Source organism: Sphingobium sp. HWE2-09, from assembly GCF_035989265.1.
GTDB lineage: Bacteria > Pseudomonadota > Alphaproteobacteria > Sphingomonadales > Sphingomonadaceae > Sphingobium.
In genome coordinates this window covers 491,836-510,221 of record NZ_JAYKZX010000003.1, presented here as the reverse complement: position 1 = coordinate 510,221, position 18,386 = coordinate 491,836, and the positions used below count along the sequence as shown (strand labels likewise).

Genomic DNA, 18,386 nt, shown 5'->3' with positions numbered 1-18,386 from the left:
TTGGTTCAGATGCCCGTCGGCATCGTAAATTCGATCAGGGATACAGGACAGCCGTTGGGCTGGCGGATCGATAAAGTCGGAGATGCAGACGCGATCGCGTCCCGATCGTTACAGAAAAAGGGCGACGCGCTCATCATCGATTTCGGCGGCCATCGTGTCGGCCATCTGTCCTTCGATATCGAGAATGTCGGCGCCGTGATCGGCGCGCCTGTGCGGCTGCGCTTGATCTTTGGTGAAGTCATTTCCGACGTGGCGGAACCGTTCCAGCCGTATAAAGGATGGCTGTTCGAAAGCTGGCTGCCAGAAGAGATCGTGACGATCGACGTCGTCCCTTCGTCGTTCCGTCTGCCGAGGCGCTATGCCTTTCGGTTCGTGAAGATCGAGCTTCTTGGCCTGCCGATCGGACGTAAGATAGCGTTTCATAATGTCCGCGCCCATGCCGTGACATCAGCAACTGGAACGGTGCCCGCGCTTCCCAAGCAATTGCCGGCGGACCTGCACGACATGGATCGTGTGGCGGTAGCGACGCTGCGCGACTGCATGCAAACCGTGTTTGAGGATGGGCCACGACGCGACCAGCGTTTGTGGACGGGCGATCTTCGGCTCCAGGCGCTGACAAGCTATGTCACGTATCCGAACAATGATCTTGTGAAGCGATCCCTCTATCTCCTTGCGGCCTTCCCGCGAGCAGATGGCCTGTTGCCCGCCAATGTCTATGAATATCCCCGGCCCATGCAGGGCGCGGAATATATGATGGATTACAGCGCCATCTTTCCCGTCACCCTGGCGGACTATGTCGATGCCACCGGCGATCTGGCATTCGGTCGAGAACTATGGCTTATGGCGGTCGCGCAAGTCCGCCTTGTCGGCGGGATGATCAGCGAGGATGGACAGATCAGGCTGGCCAAGGGGGTGACGGCCTTCATCGACTGGAATCCGCAGCTCAGCCGCAACGCAGCGATCCACGCCATCTATATCTATGCCCTGAAACAGATGATGATGCTGGCCGAAAAGCTGGGCCGTTCAGCAGATATCAGCGATTTTCCTGCTGAGATCGCGCGTACGGAAGCGGCGGCTATCAAAGCTTTCTGGTCTCCCGAAGCGCAGCTGTTTGTCAGCGGCGTTAAAGGACAAATATCGATGGCTTCCCAGGCGTGGATGACCCTGGCAGGGGTTGGCACGCGCAAAATGCGGGCCGCCGCGCTCACCAATGCCCTTCGCCATGCGCCTCGCCTTAAAAGCCGGGCGCCAGGTCCATCAGCACGATGCCCTGGCCCACGCCGGCGTCGATCACGTCCGCCGAGCCGACCTGCGCCGCGATCATCCGGCCGTCGGGCCGCACGACGGGATTGCCATATTTCCAGCCACCATATTGCACGATGTTGGTCATGCGGGTGTAGCGCGGGCGGGCGGGATCCAGGTCGAGGACGCAGATGTCCATGCCCTTGGACCGGTCCTGCGCACACTCGACCAACGTGCGCTTTCCATCGGGAAATATCCCTTCGACTTCGCCATAGAGACTGGTGGGTGTGGGATAGTCTGTGATCTTGCGCGTCGCGAAATCGACGGAGACGACTTTCGTCTGCGCCCCGGTTCCCTGGCCATAATAATAGCAGGGCATCAGCAAGCCCTTGTCGCCGGGCAGGAAATCCTGCGCCTCGACAAAGCATTCGGTGGTGGTGACGATTTCGCGGACATCTTCCAGCGTCGCCGATCCGCCGTGTGGCACGATGCGGCCGGTATAGACGGTGGTGGAGGCAGGCTTGCCGCCCGTGGCCATCGTCATCTGGCTCCACGCAATCATGTTGCTGCGCGGACTGGTCGCGACACCCTCGAACACCGTGATGCCGAGCGGCACCGGCGAACGCCCCGCCTGCCCATCCATCCAGAAAAGCTGGATACGGCCGAACCGGGTTTCCTCCCGCGTCTTGGCAGGAATGCGAGGGCCGAGCAGAGCGTAGCTGCCATCGCCCATATAATGGACGCGCAACCAACCCTCGCTGGGCGCATGGTCGGTCAGGTTGCGGACCCGACCCGTCGTCATGTCATATTCGAAGGCATCGCCATAGGATTTGCCGATGAAGGCCAGTTTGTCACCTTTGGGAGAAAAGACGGGGCGTTCGCCAAAGGCGGAGATCAATCGCTGGCCCGGCGGCATGTCCTGAATAGGGTTCCCCGCCTTGTTGCCGAGAGGCAGCGTCGCGGGCACCGGATCGCCGCGCGTGAAGCTTTGCGCTGACAGTGCGAAGGGCAGCAACGCGGCTATCGCCAGCGCGGCTAGAAAACGTCTCACCATCATTAAATTTGTCCTTGTCCTCATGCCGATAAAGCGTGGCACACCCACCAAGTCGAATGCCGGCCGTGGCCGTCCCATGCCAAGCAGGACTTCCTGCGATGTGTGAAAGCCTGGTCGGATCGCTTGAACGCTGCGGCGATCGGGACGATGATCTGCCGCCACGCTCTTACATGTCCGGCCGCACCCCACACATCTAAAGCTGCGCTTCGCCGCCATCGACGAAATAATCGGAGCCGGTAACGTAGCTTGCCTCGTCCGACAGCAGGAACAACGCCACCGCAGCCACTTCCGCGGCCGTGCCCATGCGCCCCAGCGGATTGGTCGCAACGATATGCTGCTCGACCATTGCGATATGCTCGTCCGGTAGCCCCAGCCGCTTGAAGAAGTCGGTTTCGGTCGGGCCAGGGCTGACCGTGTTCACGCGAATTCTGCGGGGCGACAGTTCGCGTGCGAAGCCACGCGCCATCGCCCGGACCGCCCCCTTGCTGGCCGAATAGAGCGCGCTTGCCGGCATGCCTTTGTCCTTGGCGATAGACGCCGTGATCAAAAACGATCCGCCATCGCGCATGACCGGCGCGAGCGCCTGTATCCCGAACAATGGACCGCCGACGTTGACGTCCATAAGGTGCCGATACATTACGGGCGTCAGCTGCCCGAGCGGTGCCCCCGTTCCCACCCCGGCGTTCAGAAATGCCGCATCGATCTCACCGAATAGGCGGCGCGCCTCAGCGGCCAGCGCATCGGCAGATTCCGGACGAGATGCGTCGTTTTCCAACACAGCAATCGTCGGCATTTCCGCGCGAACAGCCTGCAGCCGGGCCGGGTCCGATCCGGTAACGAGGACGCGCCCGCCTTCTTCCACGACACGCCGGGCCGTTGCCAGCCCGATGCCGCTCGATCCGCCCGTAATCACGACGGCCTTGTTCGTAAATCTGCCCACACATCCTCCATATGTTTTCAAGGTCCGCCGCCATCGGGCGAACCCCGTCAATCTAATATTTCGATATCGCCACCGGCTTGCGGCCTGGCTATCCCCCGTAGGTGACCAACGCCCACACTGCCCCGGCGCACAGTAACAACAGGATTGCTGCACGGCTCAATGCCGAGGGCGCGCCCCGTCCTTGTCCAAACCACATGGGCCGGAACAGATTGGCGCGCTTACGCAGGAGGTAAAATAAGATAGCCAGAACGTGCAGCGCGATCAGCGCAAGTAGAATGTTGAACACTATGCCATGCAGGTTCGACGCTAGCCTCCCGGTTTCGAAACTGACCCAGGCCGACAGCGGACCTGACTCGATGCCATCGACATCGACCGCCACCAAGCCGAGCAAAGTCTGCGCCAGCATCGCGACCAGCATGGCCACCACGCTCCATCCGCCCACCGGATTATGGCCTATGGTCACCGGCTTTGCCCGGCTGAACATGTCTCGCCGCATATAGCGGCCGACTGCGGAAGGGCCGCGGACGAAGTTGGAGAAGCGCGCAGTGGCGCTTCCGCCAAATCCCCACGCCAGCCGAAACAGGATCAGCGTGAGCACGGCGTAGCCCGAATAGCGGTGCCAATCGAGCAGCCGCTGTTCCGCCGACCACCAGGAAAATCCTATAAGCAGCACGATGAGCCAGTGAAACAGCCGGACGGGAAGATCCCAGCCGATTTGATGATCGGACTGCGCTGCGTCGGCGGGACCGGTCGCTGGCATAGTTTATTCAGCCTCCCGGAACTTGTCGTGGCAGCTTTTGCACGTCGCCCCCAATTTGGTGCGTGCGGCGGTAATGGCCGCGACGTCGCCGCGATTTGCAGCGTCCTGCAATGCTCCGGCCGCAGCGATCATGTCGCCATGGATCTTCTTGAAGCCAGCCTGATCGGACCAGATTTCCGCCTTCGCACGGGTCTTTACCCCCGGCTGTGGCCCGCTGCCCTGCGGGAAGAATTTGAGCTGCCCCGATGCGCGCGTAAAGATGTCCTTCGCCAGCGGACGTATGGTCGCAAGATCCGGCGATCCTGTCTTGATCTCATCGTTGATCGTCTTGAATGCGCCGCCAATCTCTTTGTAATTGGCCTTGCGCGCGTTCACCGCGGCAATCATTGCCGGGGCCGCCGCTTCAGCCACCCAGGCGGCGCCAGCCATCCCCACAATGGCGAGGGCGGCCAGTTTCTTTCCGGTCCAAAACAGACTTTTCATCGATCAATACTCCAAAGAAGAACGATAGCCGGGACGCATAATATTTCGCAGGCGTGATAGGTGCACGCCGGAATGGCACGATCTGCATATGATCTCATAGCCTCTGCCTACGCAATATGCGGTGGTCGATGTGTCCGGAATAGCGGCTGCATGAAACATCGACGCACCTTCCCAATTCGTTCGATCTAAAAGTTGAATGAAGCGCTTATGCCCAGTTCGCGCGGTGGGCTCACCGTGATGGCGCGATATCCCGACAGGAAAGATGGCGAGGGTGGCGATCCCGCAGGTTGCCGCACCAGATAGGATGTGGTGGCCTGAAGTTCCGCGCCCTGCGTCAACAGCTTGCGTTCGTTCAGCACATTGCGGACGAACAGGGAAACTTCCCAGCGATTGTCTCCACCGCGGACGCCCGCAAACAGGTCGACGCGGTTTTGCGCTGGCGTCGTAAACGGCACCGTCCCCTGTTGCGCGACGCTGGGGCGGTGCTTGTAGTTCCAGCGGAGGAAGCTTTCCACTGGTCCGACAGGAAAGTGGATATCGCCATTGGCGGTGAGCGAGAAATTGGGATTGTCGTTCAGGCGCGTATTGAGCACGCAGAAGCTGACCTGCTGTCCGACGGGTACGGCTGGTGTGCCGACTGTGTCGGGAATACCGTCGAAATTGAAGTCATTGCAAGGTGCCAGCGCATCGGTATAATTTGCCTTGTTGTAGCTCGCGCCGATATTGAGGTCGAAATTGTCGTTCACGCGCGCGGCGATTTCCGCCTCCACGCCCTTGGTGACTGCATCGCCATTGAAGTTGATACCGAACGGACCGGAATCGACCACGCCGTTGCGCGCGGCGGAGGTACGGACGGTATTGCGACCGATGAAGCCGTCGAATTTCTGGTAATAGGCCGCAAGCGAGATCGACAGCCGCCGGTCGAACAGCCGGGACTTGATACCGACTTCGAAAGCGTCGGACCGTTCCGGCTTGATCACCAGCAGACTGGAATCGAGCGTCGAAGTGACGCCAAGCGCAGCGGACCCGCGTCGATAGGATCGGCCATAGTTGAAATAGGTCGTGAGGTCAGGCGTCCATTCATAGGTCACGCTCGCCATGCCGGTCAGCGGCTCGTTCTTTTGTTTCACAAAGGCCGGGTCGACCGTCTGCTGGTTGTTTGGGTTGACGAAGGCGGGAACGCTCGACAGGAATCCGACGCCACCAGTCGAACGGACGGTCAGGAAACTGACTGCGCGGGCCTTGTTGATCGTGTAGCGCGCGCCGACCTCCACATGCAATTTATCCGTGAAATCGAACCGCGCATTTCCGAAGGCGGCAAGGTCGCTCGTGTTGTTGATGATATTGACGTCGGCCAGCAGCGGCAGTGACGCCATCGCCGCCGGGAAAGGCGTACGCGGAACGGCGTTGGCATAGAAAGAGGTGACGTCGAAATGCGATATGCCGCGGTTGTTCACCTTGTTGTAGAATAGGCCGACCGTATAGTTGAAAATGCCGTCCATCTTTGAATCAAGGCGCAACTCTCCGGTATATTCCTTGCTGTCGATCGGCACCGTCAGGAACTGCGAATAATTCTGGACGGCGTTTCCGCTATCCAGATCGGCCTTGTTCAGACCGGTATTGCGGATAAATCCGCCGACAAAGCGCAGGTCATGATTTCCCAGATCGAAATTCAGATCCGTTGTGACGATGTGCGTCTTGATGCCGAAGGTCGATTGCGCTTCCTGCACGCCCTGGCGATCGAACGGGCTGATGGCTGGGCCGCTGACGAAGGGCGACAGCAGGCTTGGTCGGTTGCCCGTGCCTGCCACCTGGGTGGCCTGCCTCGTCAAATTATCCGAATATTGATAGACGACGGAGCCGCTGAATTTTTCCGTCGGCGCGAAGCTCAGCGTGGCGCGGATCGCGTTGGTTCGGCCTGACGAACGCTCGCCATTGGTCACATTGCGCACGAAATTGCCGCGCGTGCGGTCGATCAACCCTGCAATGCGCAACGCCAGCTTGTCGGCAATTAACGGCACGGATACGCCGCCCTGCACATTGCGGCCGCCTTTGTCGGTCAGCGATCCGCGAACCTGCCCCTCGCTCTCACTGAGGTTGGCGCGCCGCGTCGTCAACGTTATCGCACCGGCCGGCGCCGTGCGCCCACGCAAAACACCTTGGGGGCCGCGCAGCACTTCGATCTGTTGGACATCGAAGGTGCCCACGCTGATTGCATTGATGTCGATCGGCACTTCGTTGAAATAAACGCCAATCGTGTTCGGCCCGCCAATGTCGGGATCGAAACTGATACCGCGCAGAACGGTAGTCGTATTCCGTCCGTCATCGTTGATTTCCAGACCGGGCGCCAGCCGGTCGATATCCTCGAAGTTGAACAGGGCGTTCTTTTCCAGTTGAGCGCCGGTCGCGACGTTGACGGTCATCGGCACGTCGATCAGCGCCTGCTCGCGCTTGTTAGCCGTGACGATGATGTCGAGGTCGGAACTGCCGCGGTCCTGCGCCACCGTCGCACCATCCTGCTCCGCATGGGCCACGCCCGGCACCGCCATGACGAGAAATGCCGTGGAACAAAGCCATATTGTGCGCTGCTGGAACCGATCAGTCATATATTCTCTCCCCTGTTTTTGCCCTTTGGCAGGCGTTATATTTTGTCGATATTCTGTCGATCGACGCGCCTTCTGCCTCCTGCGAAGTTCCCTTGGCGCATGGCCGACTTCGGGCCGGCAGCGACAAGGCGTGCCTTGTCAGGACAGTGCGTTATGGCTGAGGCGCCCCGCGATATTCACTCAGTTCCACCAACAAGCCGTCCGGGTCGCGGGCGAGACTGGTCAAGACCGGTCCCGTGTCGGTCGCCGCAGGTTCTCTTAGAACCTGATACCCATTGGCGCGCAGCCGCGCCGCCGCCGCGTGCGTGTCAGGCACCAGCATACCCACCATTCCGCCGGGGGGCTGCGTGCGCGGTGCCTTGGGCTTGTCATAATGGATGAGGATCAGCAGCGTCCCGCTCGAACGCGGATCGCCCGTGAAATTGAGGCCGATCTTTTGAAAAGGATCGGTCGGTTTGCTGAGCACCAGCGCCTGCTTCATGCCCACGCCGTCGATGTAGAATTTCTTGGCCGCTTCGATGTCGGCCACGTCCAGGCCAACAAAGCCGAACGACGGCGCAGCGACGACGGAGGATTGCTGGGCATAGGACGAGCCGGTCAGGCAAGCTAGCGCGAACAGGATTGATCCGATCCTCCACCCTGTACCATAGCTGCGCTTTGTCTTCGCGCGCACCTCTTTCTCCGGTCCGCTTAATCTCTGCTTGCTCATGCATCCCCCAAAATTATTGCTTAAGCGCCGCATAATCGTGCGCCCCGGGCATCTCAGCGCTAGACCAATATTTCGCTTAACGTGCGCGTGGTGTGGCTCGCACCGGTGCCCCATCCATCGGCGGAAACGCCCATGACCTGCTGCAAGGTCAGGCCGACCCGCGTTACTGAATCACCGCCATTGTTGATGTGGACGCCCGACTTGACCTTGCCGCCGGCCCGGCCGGCGAGCATCATCGGCAGGCCATTGACGTCGTGGTTCTTGCCGAAGCTGACGTCCGAATGCGCGAAGACGAGCATGTTATCGAGCAGCGTGCCATCGCCCTCCTTCACTGACGCCATAGCGCGCACGAAATCGGCCCAGGCTGACATCGTCTGCGTGACGAAGACATCGACGGTCGGCTGATAGCCGAGCTTGCGATCCGTCAACTCTTCATGCGTGCTTTGATGAACGCCGGTCGCCGAACCGTCCTTGCGGAGGTCCGACAGCGCGGTGGAATAGGCCATGTTGAACACCTTGGTCTGGTTGCAGGCCAGAGCCATCGCCAGCATGTCGGTCATCACCTTGTGCGCAGCGGTGCGCTTGGCGATATCGGTGCTGGCGGGCACATCGGCGGGCTTTTCCGGGATGCGGCAGCTTTCCGCCCGTGGCGGCTTTTCCAGCTGCATCGCCAGCTTCTGCTCGACCTCCCGAACGGAGGTGAAATACTGGTCCACGCGAGCGCGGTCCGAAGCGCCGATCCGTTGCAGCAATTTGCGCCGCTCGTCCGTGACGCCGGACAATACGCTCTTGCGCACCATATAACGCGGATCGGGGGTGAAGTTGGCTGCGTTCGGATCCTGGAAATCGGCGCCGAACAATTTCTGATACATTTCGATTGGGGTCGGAATACTGGCGTTCATCGCATTGCCATCGCGGAAGGAATAGCTGGTGCGCGGGTTGCCATCCGGCGTTACGTCGAGCGAGCGGAACACCGATCCCCCGCCAATCGCATCCGCGATCAGCACGTCCAGCGACGGCGCGACGATCTTCTGCCAGCCTTCAGCCGGGGTGCCAGTCCGCACCGCGATATTGCCCGAAAAATGCGGTGAGTTGGACTGACCGTCCAGCGGCACGGAAAAGCCCGAAAGGACGGACACATGCTGCTGAACATCCGCCAGCGCCGCGAGTTGCGGCGGAAGGTCGTAGCCAGACCCGGCCTTTTTCGGCACCCACCGATCCGGGATCACGCCTGTGCCCCAGAACCAGGTGCCAAAGCGCACCGGAAGCCTTCCGCCGCCCAGCGTGGCGGCCACCGCCTCACCATTGTCGTCCAGGAAGCAGTCGAGAAAAGGCAGGCCCAAAGCGACCGCGCCGCCGCCCAATATGCCGCGCAGCATGAAGCCCCGGCGGGTGGTGTTCAAAGCCATTAGAAATGTCCTCCAGAACGCGTTGCGGCCTGCGCCACGCGCGTTGCGCTGCCCCGTGCCCGATGGACCCGATAATAATCGGGGCTGGTCGCGATGGCGCGGATCAGGTCGGGCACGCGATAGCCGCTCGTGGCGAACCGGGCGTTCAAGCGGCTCAACATGCTGTCATCGGACGGCGTCAACTGCCGCCCCACGGCATAGCGGAACGCCGTTTCCACCAGGCATGACTTCACCTTGGGATTGTCGCGAAGCGCTTGCCCCAACTGAACCGCGCCGTCGAACTTGACCCCATCGATTTCGCCCAACGTATCGATCGGTGCGCCATTTTCCTGGGCACGAAACTGACCAGCGCCGTCGAATTTCTCCAGCGCCAGGCCCATCGGGTCCATGCGCTTGTGGCAGCTGGCGCATTCCTCATCGTCCAGATGCGCCTGCACGCGTTGACGCGTCGTAAGATATTGGGGGTTGCTGACGTCCTGCACCACCGTGAAATTCACATTGGCGGGCGGCGCAGGAACCTCTTCGCATAGCAATATTTCCAGGATCGCCTTGCCCCGCAGCGTGGGAGAACTGCGCCCCGGGTGCGAATGACCAGCCAGGAAGGCGACCTGGGTCAAGATGCCTGCTCGCGGATCATCATCCTTGAACTCCACCATGGTCCAGTCTTGCCGCCCCACCGGCGCTCGATAGAGCGGGCTGAGCATCCCGTTGATCGGCATCTGCCGCGTAGTGAGCATGTCGCGGAAATCACCATCTTTGGTGATCAGCAGGTCGATCAGTGTCCGCAACGTCTGCTCGCGCGCATCGGCCGTCGCACTGGCGCGGAAGCCAGGATAGATCAGCCCGTCCTTCGTAACCGTATTGAGGTCTTCGAGTCGGAGATAATCGTCGAAAAACGCCCGCGCCCCATCGACAAAACGCGGCGACTTCATGAGCCTGTCCGTCTGCGCGGCAAGCCCGGCCTCGCTCATCAGCGCGCCTGATTGCGCCGCCTGCAACAGTTCGGCGTCCGGCGTACTGTTCCACAACAAGTAGCTTAGTCGCGACGCCCTCGACCATGCGTCGAGGGTTCGGACACCCGGTCGATTGGGATCGGCGACGTCATTTTCGATCTGGAAGATAAACTCGATGCCGGACAGCATGCCCGCAAGCGCCGCGCCGACGCCCGTATAGAAATCGCCGCCCAGCAGCTTGCGCGCGTTTTCAGCGTTCGTCACTGCCAGCGCGACCTCGCTCGGACCCAGCGGCCGCCGATATAGGCGGAAACCTACCCGTTCGAAAAAAGCCGTCGCGCAGGCGCGGCCCGCCGGATCGGCATCGGTCGGGCCGCATCCGACCAGTCGGCCCCGATGGGCGGGGTCGACGATCTGCTCGGCGATCGAACGGGCCATCGTTTCATATTGTTCAAACCCGCCCGGTGTCACGGATACGGCGCTGGCACCGGCGGCGAGTAGCCCCTGCACGCGCAAGTCCGGTTCGAACCGTCCGGCAACCTTGATGTCGTCGCCAAATATGTCTGCAATGCTGGCGCGGTATTGCGCCTCGGTCAGCCGCCGCAGCAGAGGCGTCGTATCGGGCGCTTCTGCTGCCGGCGTCGTCACTTCGCCATCCTGAGCGGCAGCACCAAGGCACGCGAAGGCGATGGCCAGTATCGAAACGGCCTGCACGCATCGGTTGAACGGCTTGTCCATAAACGTCATTTGCTGGCTACCTTCATAGTTGCCTCTGGCTCGTGGATCACGAAAGCAGGCACCGCCTTGAAGCGCAGGGCAACGGATATCGCGCTGTTGCGCCGCGTCTTGGGATCTTTGTAGCCATCCGCATGCGCCCGCAGCGATTTGATCTCGGCCGGGCAGGATATCATGTCGCTGCCGATGGTGGAGGCTTGCGCATAAGCATCCTCCAGGCTCGCCAGCGTCTGATATCCGTAGAAGCCGCCATCAATGCCACCGTCAGGCTTCAGCGTCGCCTGGATGCGGGCGCCCCGCAATTCGCGCGACGCATCGATGATCGACTCCTGCATCCGCAGGTTCACGTCGAAACTGTCCGTTGACAGCACACCTTTGACGATCCGTCCTTTGACGCTGGCCGTATAGCGTTCGTCCGGCATCGGCCTGAAGCTCGCCCAGGACAGCGCCTTGCCTACGGCGTCCAGGTCCAAGGCGCGCGCGCTGGCATAGACATTGACGATGACCGCATCGTCATCCCGATCATTATCGATGCCGGTGATTTCGATCAAGGTCGGGATCTGGCGTGATACGATGACGTTGTCGCCAACCTTGGGATCGCCCAGCGATCGCGCGATATTGGCGCAGCCGACCGCTTGATACCAGGCGTTGTCGACGCCCTGTTCTCCATCGACGCCGATAAGATCATTCTTGCTGACCTTGCCGTCCAGATTGATGCCATAACCGACCTTGCCCAGATAATCCTGATGCCCCGCAGCCAGCGTGGGAAAGTCTTCCGGATTGGTGCAGAGGTCGTAGGCGAGATGACGCTGCGGATAGGAACTGATCGCCCCCTTTCCCGCCGGAAACCCGCTCATCACACGCCGTTCCACGATATTGTCTCGCGTCAGCGTGTCGTCCATCGGACCGCGCTTGAAGCCGAGCCGCTGGGCCATGAGCGCGCCCAGACCGCGGGCTTTGTCGGAACCGATATATTTGGCCTGTTCTTCGGGAGGAAGGGAATCGCGGAAAGTCTCGATCGCGCTCTTGGGCTTCATCGGACAGGATTTTTCGTCCACCTCGACCGACGGCATATAGATCGGCCCGATGATGAAGCTGCGCGTTTCCGCCGCCCATACACTGCTGCCGCTAGCCATGATTCCGGCAGCCGCCAGCGCTGGCGGAACGATATGAGCAAAACCCACGTCCATCCTCTCCTCGATCTCGAAGGACACGCGTCACAGCGCATCCGCGATGAGCGACAACCTCTTGTCCGTATGCCGAATGGGTTGTTCGTCTGCGCAAATCTATCTGGTTGACGGCCATATACCACCCCATTTATGGGCAGAAGGCGGGTAAGAAATGGGAGCCATTTCCATGAATGTCATGTCGATCAAGGCGAAAGGCGCCCCGCGTCTGGAAAGCTTTCGCACCACGGTGTACGTTCTGGATGTGCTGGCATCAGCGAAGATCGATATCGGCAAAATTCTTGAAACCAACGATTTTGCGTCACTCGCGGATTTCAAACGCAGCGGTGTGAAACTGCCCGACCAAAAGCTGCAGCACATGGCCTATTTCGCGATCGACGAACTGAGCAGGGTCGTACGCGAGCGGGATGGCGGAGCCAGTCCCCGTACGGCGGACTGGAGACTGCTGGTTTGCTGTCTTTTAAGCTGCCACTCGTTACGTGACGCCATTTTGCGGATGAATGACTTTTTCGTCGCGATAGACGGCCGATGCGGCTTCACCAGCCTGCACGTCAATCAGCATGACCATGCCGAACTGCGCTTCCAATGCCTTCACAAGACAAGCGATACGCTCAGCCTGCTGCTCGACGTCATCGGCATGGCGAGCATTTTCGGCCTGTTGCGATGGCTAGTCGCCGATCCGATTCCCGTCAGCACGGTGGTATTGCCCTATGCCGACGCCTGCACGACCGAATGGGTCGAGTTTTTCCTCCCCTTTCCCGTCAGTACCTCCGGGGCGGATAATGCAATTTGTTTTCCCGTGAAGTTTCTCGATCATCCAGTCATGCGCAGCGGCAGCGATTATGAAGCCCATAGTCTCGACTTCATGGCAGATTCGCGCGGAGAGGCAGCAACACAGAATCTGGTCGATCAGGCGCGTCTCGTCATGTACGAGTCGCTGCGAAGGGAAGGGGTCCTTATTTCGCTCGACACCCTATCCGATCGACTCGAGCGCAACCGCGAGACGGTTCGACGCCAGCTGAAAAATGCTGGCTCGTCCTACAGCGCGATCAAAGATAGCTGCAGGCGGCAACTCGGACTTAGCCTGCTCCGACGCACTAATATGCGGATCGAAGACGTCGCCATCCGCCTGGATTATTGCGATTCCGATGCGTTCAGGCGCGCGGTTCAGGAATGGGTCGGCATGGCGCCGACCGAATATCGCCGCGTCGGGGCGTCTTCTTGAGGGCATGAAATTGATGCAAAGAAACACGCACGAGAACGCCGCCTAGGCAATCAAGCACGGCATATTGTTTTCTCAAACCGCGCGAAGTGAGCCGTTTCGTGGCGGACATACTCTTGACACCGGGTTTAATATCACGGTTGAAAATCTTCAGCTTGTCGGTGATCGTGCGCGGACGGTTGGGCCGCTTGGCCCGCGATGAACGTCCTTCCATTACCGCCTCCATGTAAAGGCCATGGGCCTTCGCCACGGTCATCGCGCGATAGGATTCTTCCTTATACATCTCCGCGCGAGGATCGGTGCCAATCTCGACCATGTCATTAAGCCCCCGCTCCCACTTGCGCGCCGCCGCAATGGAATAGGCAGGATATGACCCCAAGGTCACTTTCATGATCCTGCCGACGCCGCGGATGCGACGACGATATCGCCAGCTCTTCAGGCCGCTCTTGAGCACCTCGATCCGCAGGCCGGGCGTCTGCGGATCTTCGAGAGAAAGTTTCGTCCCGCTCCTCGTCTGACCGAGCGCATCGAGGAGTCCGGGCGTAAAGGATGTCTTGATTCCCATGATCGATCCCTTCTCGGCCCAAAGTCCAGGGGCACAAACATGGTCCCAAAAAGGGCACAACAGCCGTCCAACCGAGTCGAACTGTGTCGATCTCCGTCCAACCGTCGTTCTAAGTTTGCTGTTCGCGATCAAGAACTTATAGGCCGAATTTAGTGGATTCGACTGGCTGGGGCGGCAGGATTCGAACCTGCGCATGGCGGCATCAAAAGCCGCTGCCTTACCGCTTGGCGACGCCCCAGCAGAGCCGATCATGTCGGCGCGGATCGCCATATAACGCGTCATCTGCGAAAGGAAAGCCTAGTCATCATAGTTTCATGGCGTCAATATGCGCTTTGTCAGTTTGCCGGATCATCCCCTTCATGTCGGTTACCCATTCCCCAACGTCGCCCGCCCAGATTTCTTCGGCGTCGCCCCTCTTCCTGCGTGAAGACGAAATCCGGCGCGGGATCGAGATGCTGTATTTCGGTTATTCCGCGCTTACCCGTTCGATCGACGAGGGGCTGGCGGCGCAGGGACTGGGCCGGGCGCATCATCGCGCGCTCTATTTCATATCGCGCCAGCCCGACCTGACGGTGAAGGAATTGTTGCGATTGCTGGCGATCACCAAGCAATCGCTTGGCCGGGTGTTGAGCGATCTGGTGGAGCGCGGCTATATCGAAACCCGGGCGGGCAGCAGCGACCGCAGGCAGAAGCTGCTTAGACTAAGTCCCGCGGGCAAGGCGTTGGAGGCGGAGCTGTTCCGCGCCTTGCGCGAAAAGATGGCGACCGCCTATGCGCAGGCGGGCCAGGGATCGGTCACCGGATTCTGGCGGGTTTTGGAGGGGCTGATCCCCGAAGCCGACCGGTCGATGGTATTCGGCCTGCGCGGCGGTTGAACGATTGCGGCGAAACCTTCTGGCGCTTTCTGCGCTTATCAGGCTTCTTTGACTGGCAAGAGGAGCCACCATGCGCACATCCATTCTCACCGCAGCCATGCTGCTGTCCGCGGTCGGCCTGTCCGCCTGTTCGGAAAAGGCGCAGAATAATCTGGACAATGCCGGATCGGCGATCGGTGACGACGTGAGCAACGCGGTCGGCAGCGCAGGCGCGAAAATCGACAACGGGCTGGACGATGCCGGCCGGGCGATCGATCGCGGCACGGACAAGATCGGCGCGGCTACCGACGAAGCGGCGAAGGATGCCAAGCGCGAAGCGGGCGAAACCAAGCGGGACGTCGGCGCATCGCTGGAAAAGGCTGGCAGCGACCTGCGCAACGAATGATCGCCTGAACGCGGACGTTCGTCAGATCATCTGCATACAAAAGACCCTGCATCCCGATAGGAGGATGCAGGGTCTTTTCGTTAGTCCGTCGATCAGCCGCGCCGGAACACCGGGGCGCGCTTTTCGAAGAAGGCCGCAAAAGCTTCCTGCGCTTCGGGCGACGACAGGGTTTCGCGGAAAAGGCGCGCCTCCTCCTCAATCCGGGCCGTAAGCATCGCCGGGTCGCCCTTCATCAGACGACGGGTGGCGAGCAAGGCGCGGGGCGGTTTGGCCAGCAGCGCGGCGGCCTTGGCCCGGGCGTGGTCGAGTAGCGCGTCGGCCGGCACGATGGCGGTGATAAGGCCGCTGCGGTCCGCGCCGTCCGCATCCATCGGCTCCCCCAGCAGCAGCATCGCCGCCGCTTTCGCATGGCCCATGATCGCAGGCGCAAGCAGGCTGGAGCCAGCTTCCGGCACGATCCCCAGATTGACGAACGGCATGATGAAGCGCGCATCGGGCGCGGCATAGACGAGATCGCAATGGAACAGCATCGTCGTGCCGACGCCCACCGCCAATCCCTGCACCGCTGCCACCAGTGGCTTGTCGAAGGCGGCAATGGCGCGGATGAAGTCGAAGGCCGCCGCCCCGCCCTCCGGCCCGGCCGTGAAATCCTTCAGGTCGTTGCCTGCGCAGAAGGCATCGCCCTGCCCGGCGATCAGCACCACGCCAATGTCGTCGCGCGCCGATGCGTCGGCCAACGCCGCGGTCATGGCGCGATACATGGCGCCGGTCAGCGCATTTTTCTTGTCCGGGCGGTCGATATGAATTTCGATCACGCCTGCCTTGTCGATGATCGCGATGCCTTCGCTCACGGTCAGCCTCTCCTTGTTCTGGCCCAAGGGGAAATTGTTGGCGTATGCGATAGCCCGCGTCTATCCCCCCGGCGACTCTGACAGCGACAAAAGCCGATCATGACCCGCCTGCGCCAAATCCTGGACCCGTTTTTGCTGTTGCTGCTGGCGACGGTAGCCCTAGCGTCCTTCCTGCCTGCGCGGGGGACGGGGCGCGGATTGCGGACGCGGTGGCGGATGCGGGCATCGTGCTGCTTTTTTTCCTGCATGGCGCGAAACTGTCGCGCGAAGCCATCTGGGGCGGAGCCAAGGCGTGGAAACTGCATCTGGCGACGCTGGCGACGACCTTCGTCGCTTTCCCGATCGTAGGGCTGATCGTCGGACAATTCGGCTTCGTGCCGCAGGACATGCGGGCGGGACTGCTATTCCTGTCGCTGTTGCCCTCCACGGTACAATCCTCGATCGCCTTTACCGCGATCGCGCGGGGTAATGTGGCGGCCGCCGTGGTGAGCGCGTCCTTCTCCAACCTGCTGGGCATCGTCCTGACCCCGGTGCTGGTGGCGCTGCTGATGCAGAGGAGCGGCAGCGGAGGCCTGATTTCCCTGTCGTCGGCGGAAGGGATCGCCCTGCAACTGTTGTTGCCCTTTATCGTCGGGCATCTGCTGCGGCCATGGATCGGCGGCTTCGTGAATCGGCACAAGGCGATGATCGGGCGGGTCGATCGGGGATCGATCCTGCTGGTGGTCTATGCCGCTTTTTCCGCTGCCGTGGTCGAAGGGTTGTGGTCCAAGGTTTCCGGCGATGAACTGGTGGTGCTGGCGGGGCTGTGCCTGGGCATGTTGATCGTCATCCTGTTCTTCACTCTGGCGATGGGCCGGATGCTGGGCCTGTCGCGGGAGGATGCGATCGTACTGCAATTTTGCGGGTCGAAGAAGAGCCTGGCGTCGGGCGTGCCGATTGCGGGGGTGCTATTCCCGGCGGCGGCAGTCGGATCGATCCTGTTGCCGGTCATGGTTTTTCACCAGATGCAGCTGATGATTTGCGCCTATCTGGCGCGGCGGTACGCGGCGCAGGCGAAAGCCGAACGAGACAGCGAATGAGACAATAGAATCGACTTTTCAGCGATGTTATTATACGGTCGTACAACATGATAGGCGCGGGGGTGCTTGATGGTCCAAGGGCGGCAGACGGGGAATGATCCCGACGCGGGGTGGAGCCTGCCCGCCTGGACCTATAGCGACCCCGAATTTTTCGCTGTGGAGGTCGAGCGCATCTTTCGCCCCGCCTGGCAGATTGTCTGCCACCAGAGCGATATCCCTGCCCCCGGCGACTTCCATACGCTCGACATGATCGGCGAAAGCATCATCGTCATCCGGGGCGATGACGGGGCTGTGCGCGCCTTCACCAATGTCTGCCGCCATCGCGGCGCGCGGATCGTGGATGGAGCCAGCGGTTGCGCGAAAAAGCTGGTCTGCCCCTATCATGGCTGGACCTATGAGAAGGATGGCCGCCTGTCCGGCGTGCCGATGAAGGCGAGCTATGGTGATGGGTTCGCGCTGGCGGATCATGGGCTGACGCCAGTCGAGGTGGAAAGCTGGCAGGGTTTCCTGTTCGTGCGCTTGGTCAATGATGGCGGGCCGTCGGTGGCGCAGATGATGGCGCCTTACGCGGATGAGATTGCGCCTTATCGGTTCGAAGACGTGCGGGCATTGGGGCGGGTGACGCTGCGGCCGCGGGACGTGAACTGGAAGAATATCGGCGACAATTATTCGGACGGGCTGCACATCGCGGTCGCGCATCCGGGGCTGAAACGGTTGATGGGCGATGGCTATGGCGTGGAAGCCTCCGCCCATGCCGACAAGATGTGGGGACCGATATTGGACCGTCCGTCGACCAATTTGTCAGAGCGGGCCTATCAGCATTTTCTGCCCGCCGTGCCGCATTTGTCACCCGAACGGCAGCGGCTGTGGACCTATTATAAGCTGTGGCCCAGTTTCGCGTTCGATATCTATCCCGATCAGGTGGATTTCATGGCCTGGCTGCCAGTGTCGCCGACGCAGACGTTGATCCGGGAGATCAGCTATGCGTTGCCTGACGATCGGCGGGAGATGAAGGCGGCGCGCTATTTGAACTGGCGGATCAACCGGCAGGTGAATGCCGAGGATACCGCGCTGGTCGCGCGGGTGCAGGCGGGGATGGGGTCGGCCAGTTTTACCGTCGGGCCGCTGAGCGAGCAGGAAGTGGCATTGCGGCATTTTTGCGGGCGGGTGCGGGATGTGATCCCACAGGCGCGGCTGCATCGCGCGCCGGGGATGGGGTGGTCTTATGGTGGCAATAATTCTCGTCATTCCCGCGAAGGCGGGAAGCCATCTCCGGCCCTATCTCCCGATGCAAGGTTGGGAGATGGATCCCCGCCTGCGCGGGGATGACG

At 61.0% G+C, this 18,386-nt stretch carries 16 protein-coding genes, 1 tRNA gene and 2 pseudogenes; 6 read left to right on the top strand and 13 right to left on the bottom strand.

Annotated elements, in window-relative coordinates; translation table 11 throughout:
* Nucleotides 1-9: 9 nt before the first annotated feature.
* A pseudogene (locus U5A89_RS21345) lies at nucleotides 10-1,074 on the top strand (alpha-L-rhamnosidase-related protein); the annotation flags it as partial.
* On the opposite strand, the gene U5A89_RS07945 reads toward U5A89_RS21345, so the two are convergent.
* The 10 genes from U5A89_RS07945 to U5A89_RS07900 form a co-directional block, all read right to left on the bottom strand.
* Complete coding sequence (locus tag U5A89_RS07945; RefSeq protein WP_338160636.1) at nucleotides 1,024-1,224, bottom strand: hypothetical protein; 201 nt, start codon at nucleotides 1,222-1,224, stop codon at nucleotides 1,024-1,026. The pseudogene U5A89_RS21345 and the gene U5A89_RS07945 overlap by 51 nt on opposite strands.
* A 10-nt stretch (nucleotides 1,225-1,234) precedes the next feature.
* Nucleotides 1,235-2,299 carry a TolB-like translocation protein gene (locus U5A89_RS07940; RefSeq protein ID WP_338160635.1) on the bottom strand — a complete coding sequence of 355 codons (1,065 nt, stop codon included), beginning with the start codon at nucleotides 2,297-2,299 and terminating at the stop codon, nucleotides 1,235-1,237.
* Between the two features lie 190 nt (nucleotides 2,300-2,489).
* Nucleotides 2,490-3,236 (bottom strand): SDR family oxidoreductase, encoded by a 747-nt coding sequence (locus U5A89_RS07935; protein WP_338160634.1) that lies wholly within the window; start codon nucleotides 3,234-3,236, stop codon nucleotides 2,490-2,492.
* An 88-nt stretch (nucleotides 3,237-3,324) separates the two neighbouring features.
* The gene (locus U5A89_RS07930) at nucleotides 3,325-3,996 is read right to left on the bottom strand and encodes a cytochrome b/b6 domain-containing protein (protein WP_338160633.1); all 672 of its coding nucleotides are present in this window, start codon (nucleotides 3,994-3,996) and stop codon (nucleotides 3,325-3,327) included.
* Nucleotides 3,997-3,999: 3 nt separating this feature from the next.
* Nucleotides 4,000-4,479, bottom strand: a complete 480-nt coding sequence (locus U5A89_RS07925; RefSeq protein ID WP_338160632.1) for a c-type cytochrome — start codon at nucleotides 4,477-4,479, stop codon at nucleotides 4,000-4,002.
* A gap of 185 nt (nucleotides 4,480-4,664) precedes the next feature.
* Nucleotides 4,665-7,085 carry a TonB-dependent receptor gene (locus U5A89_RS07920; protein ID WP_338160631.1) on the bottom strand — a complete coding sequence of 807 codons (2,421 nt, stop codon included), beginning with the start codon at nucleotides 7,083-7,085 and terminating at the stop codon, nucleotides 4,665-4,667.
* Between the two features lie 151 nt (nucleotides 7,086-7,236).
* Nucleotides 7,237-7,758 carry a VOC family protein gene (locus tag U5A89_RS07915; RefSeq protein WP_338160630.1) on the bottom strand — a complete coding sequence of 174 codons (522 nt, stop codon included), beginning with the start codon at nucleotides 7,756-7,758 and terminating at the stop codon, nucleotides 7,237-7,239.
* A gap of 95 nt (nucleotides 7,759-7,853) precedes the next feature.
* Nucleotides 7,854-9,203 carry a DUF1552 domain-containing protein gene (locus U5A89_RS07910; protein ID WP_338160629.1) on the bottom strand — a complete coding sequence of 450 codons (1,350 nt, stop codon included), beginning with the start codon at nucleotides 9,201-9,203 and terminating at the stop codon, nucleotides 7,854-7,856.
* On the bottom strand, nucleotides 9,203-10,903 hold the full coding sequence (locus tag U5A89_RS07905; RefSeq protein ID WP_338160628.1) for a DUF1592 domain-containing protein: 1,701 nt from the start codon (nucleotides 10,901-10,903) through the stop codon (nucleotides 9,203-9,205). The genes U5A89_RS07910 and U5A89_RS07905 overlap by 1 nt, the downstream gene beginning before the upstream one ends.
* On the bottom strand, nucleotides 10,900-12,075 hold the full coding sequence (locus tag U5A89_RS07900; protein WP_338160627.1) for a hypothetical protein: 1,176 nt from the start codon (nucleotides 12,073-12,075) through the stop codon (nucleotides 10,900-10,902). Before U5A89_RS07900 ends, U5A89_RS07905 begins: the two co-directional genes overlap by 4 nt.
* A 172-nt stretch (nucleotides 12,076-12,247) precedes the next feature.
* On the opposite strand from U5A89_RS07900, the gene U5A89_RS07895 reads away from it, so the two are divergent.
* Nucleotides 12,248-13,303 (top strand): helix-turn-helix domain-containing protein, encoded by a 1,056-nt coding sequence (locus U5A89_RS07895; protein WP_338160626.1) that lies wholly within the window; start codon nucleotides 12,248-12,250, stop codon nucleotides 13,301-13,303.
* Here the strand turns inward: U5A89_RS07895 and U5A89_RS07890 are convergent.
* Nucleotides 13,233-13,865, bottom strand: coding sequence for an Arm DNA-binding domain-containing protein (locus U5A89_RS07890; protein ID WP_338160625.1), 633 nt, complete (start codon nucleotides 13,863-13,865; stop codon nucleotides 13,233-13,235). The genes U5A89_RS07895 and U5A89_RS07890 overlap by 71 nt on opposite strands.
* Before the next feature lie 163 nt (nucleotides 13,866-14,028).
* Nucleotides 14,029-14,103 (bottom strand) — tRNA-Gln (locus U5A89_RS07885).
* A gap of 121 nt (nucleotides 14,104-14,224) precedes the next feature.
* Between U5A89_RS07885 and U5A89_RS07880 the strand changes: the two genes are divergently transcribed.
* The gene (locus tag U5A89_RS07880) at nucleotides 14,225-14,740 is read left to right on the top strand and encodes a MarR family winged helix-turn-helix transcriptional regulator (RefSeq protein ID WP_338160624.1); all 516 of its coding nucleotides are present in this window, start codon (nucleotides 14,225-14,227) and stop codon (nucleotides 14,738-14,740) included.
* A 70-nt stretch (nucleotides 14,741-14,810) separates the two neighbouring features.
* Nucleotides 14,811-15,125, top strand: a complete 315-nt coding sequence (locus U5A89_RS07875) for a hypothetical protein (RefSeq protein ID WP_338160623.1) — start codon at nucleotides 14,811-14,813, stop codon at nucleotides 15,123-15,125.
* A gap of 92 nt (nucleotides 15,126-15,217) precedes the next feature.
* Here U5A89_RS07875 and U5A89_RS07870 read toward each other — a convergent pair whose 3' ends face one another.
* Nucleotides 15,218-15,976, bottom strand: coding sequence for an enoyl-CoA hydratase (locus U5A89_RS07870; protein ID WP_338160622.1), 759 nt, complete (start codon nucleotides 15,974-15,976; stop codon nucleotides 15,218-15,220).
* 99 nt (nucleotides 15,977-16,075) lie between these two features.
* On the opposite strand from U5A89_RS07870, the pseudogene U5A89_RS07865 reads away from it, so the two are divergent.
* Both U5A89_RS07865 and U5A89_RS07860 read left to right on the top strand, forming a co-directional pair.
* Nucleotides 16,076-17,055 (top strand): annotated as a pseudogene (locus U5A89_RS07865) (bile acid:sodium symporter family protein).
* Between the two features lie 69 nt (nucleotides 17,056-17,124).
* Nucleotides 17,125-18,384 (top strand): aromatic ring-hydroxylating oxygenase subunit alpha, encoded by a 1,260-nt coding sequence (locus U5A89_RS07860; protein WP_338162975.1) that lies wholly within the window; start codon nucleotides 17,125-17,127, stop codon nucleotides 18,382-18,384.
* The last annotated feature ends 2 nt before the right edge of the window (nucleotides 18,385-18,386 follow it).

Coding starts and splice junctions, on each gene's coding strand:
- U5A89_RS07905 (WP_338160628.1), bottom strand. CDS start 10,903: ATGACGTTTATGGACAAGCCGTTCAACCGATGCGTGCAGGCCGTTTCG.
- U5A89_RS07940 (WP_338160635.1), bottom strand. CDS start 2,299: ATGATGGTGAGACGTTTTCTAGCCGCGCTGGCGATAGCCGCGTTGCTG.
- U5A89_RS07860 (WP_338162975.1), top strand. CDS start 17,125: ATGGTCCAAGGGCGGCAGACGGGGAATGATCCCGACGCGGGGTGGAGC.
- U5A89_RS07895 (WP_338160626.1), top strand. CDS start 12,248: ATGAATGTCATGTCGATCAAGGCGAAAGGCGCCCCGCGTCTGGAAAGC.
- U5A89_RS07920 (WP_338160631.1), bottom strand. CDS start 7,085: ATGACTGATCGGTTCCAGCAGCGCACAATATGGCTTTGTTCCACGGCA.
- U5A89_RS07910 (WP_338160629.1), bottom strand. CDS start 9,203: ATGGCTTTGAACACCACCCGCCGGGGCTTCATGCTGCGCGGCATATTG.
- U5A89_RS07930 (WP_338160633.1), bottom strand. CDS start 3,996: ATGCCAGCGACCGGTCCCGCCGACGCAGCGCAGTCCGATCATCAAATC.
- U5A89_RS07945 (WP_338160636.1), bottom strand. CDS start 1,224: ATGGCGAAGGGCATTGGTGAGCGCGGCGGCCCGCATTTTGCGCGTGCC.
- U5A89_RS07890 (WP_338160625.1), bottom strand. CDS start 13,865: ATGGGAATCAAGACATCCTTTACGCCCGGACTCCTCGATGCGCTCGGT.
- U5A89_RS07925 (WP_338160632.1), bottom strand. CDS start 4,479: ATGAAAAGTCTGTTTTGGACCGGAAAGAAACTGGCCGCCCTCGCCATT.
- U5A89_RS07875 (WP_338160623.1), top strand. CDS start 14,811: ATGCGCACATCCATTCTCACCGCAGCCATGCTGCTGTCCGCGGTCGGC.
- U5A89_RS07880 (WP_338160624.1), top strand. CDS start 14,225: ATGTCGGTTACCCATTCCCCAACGTCGCCCGCCCAGATTTCTTCGGCG.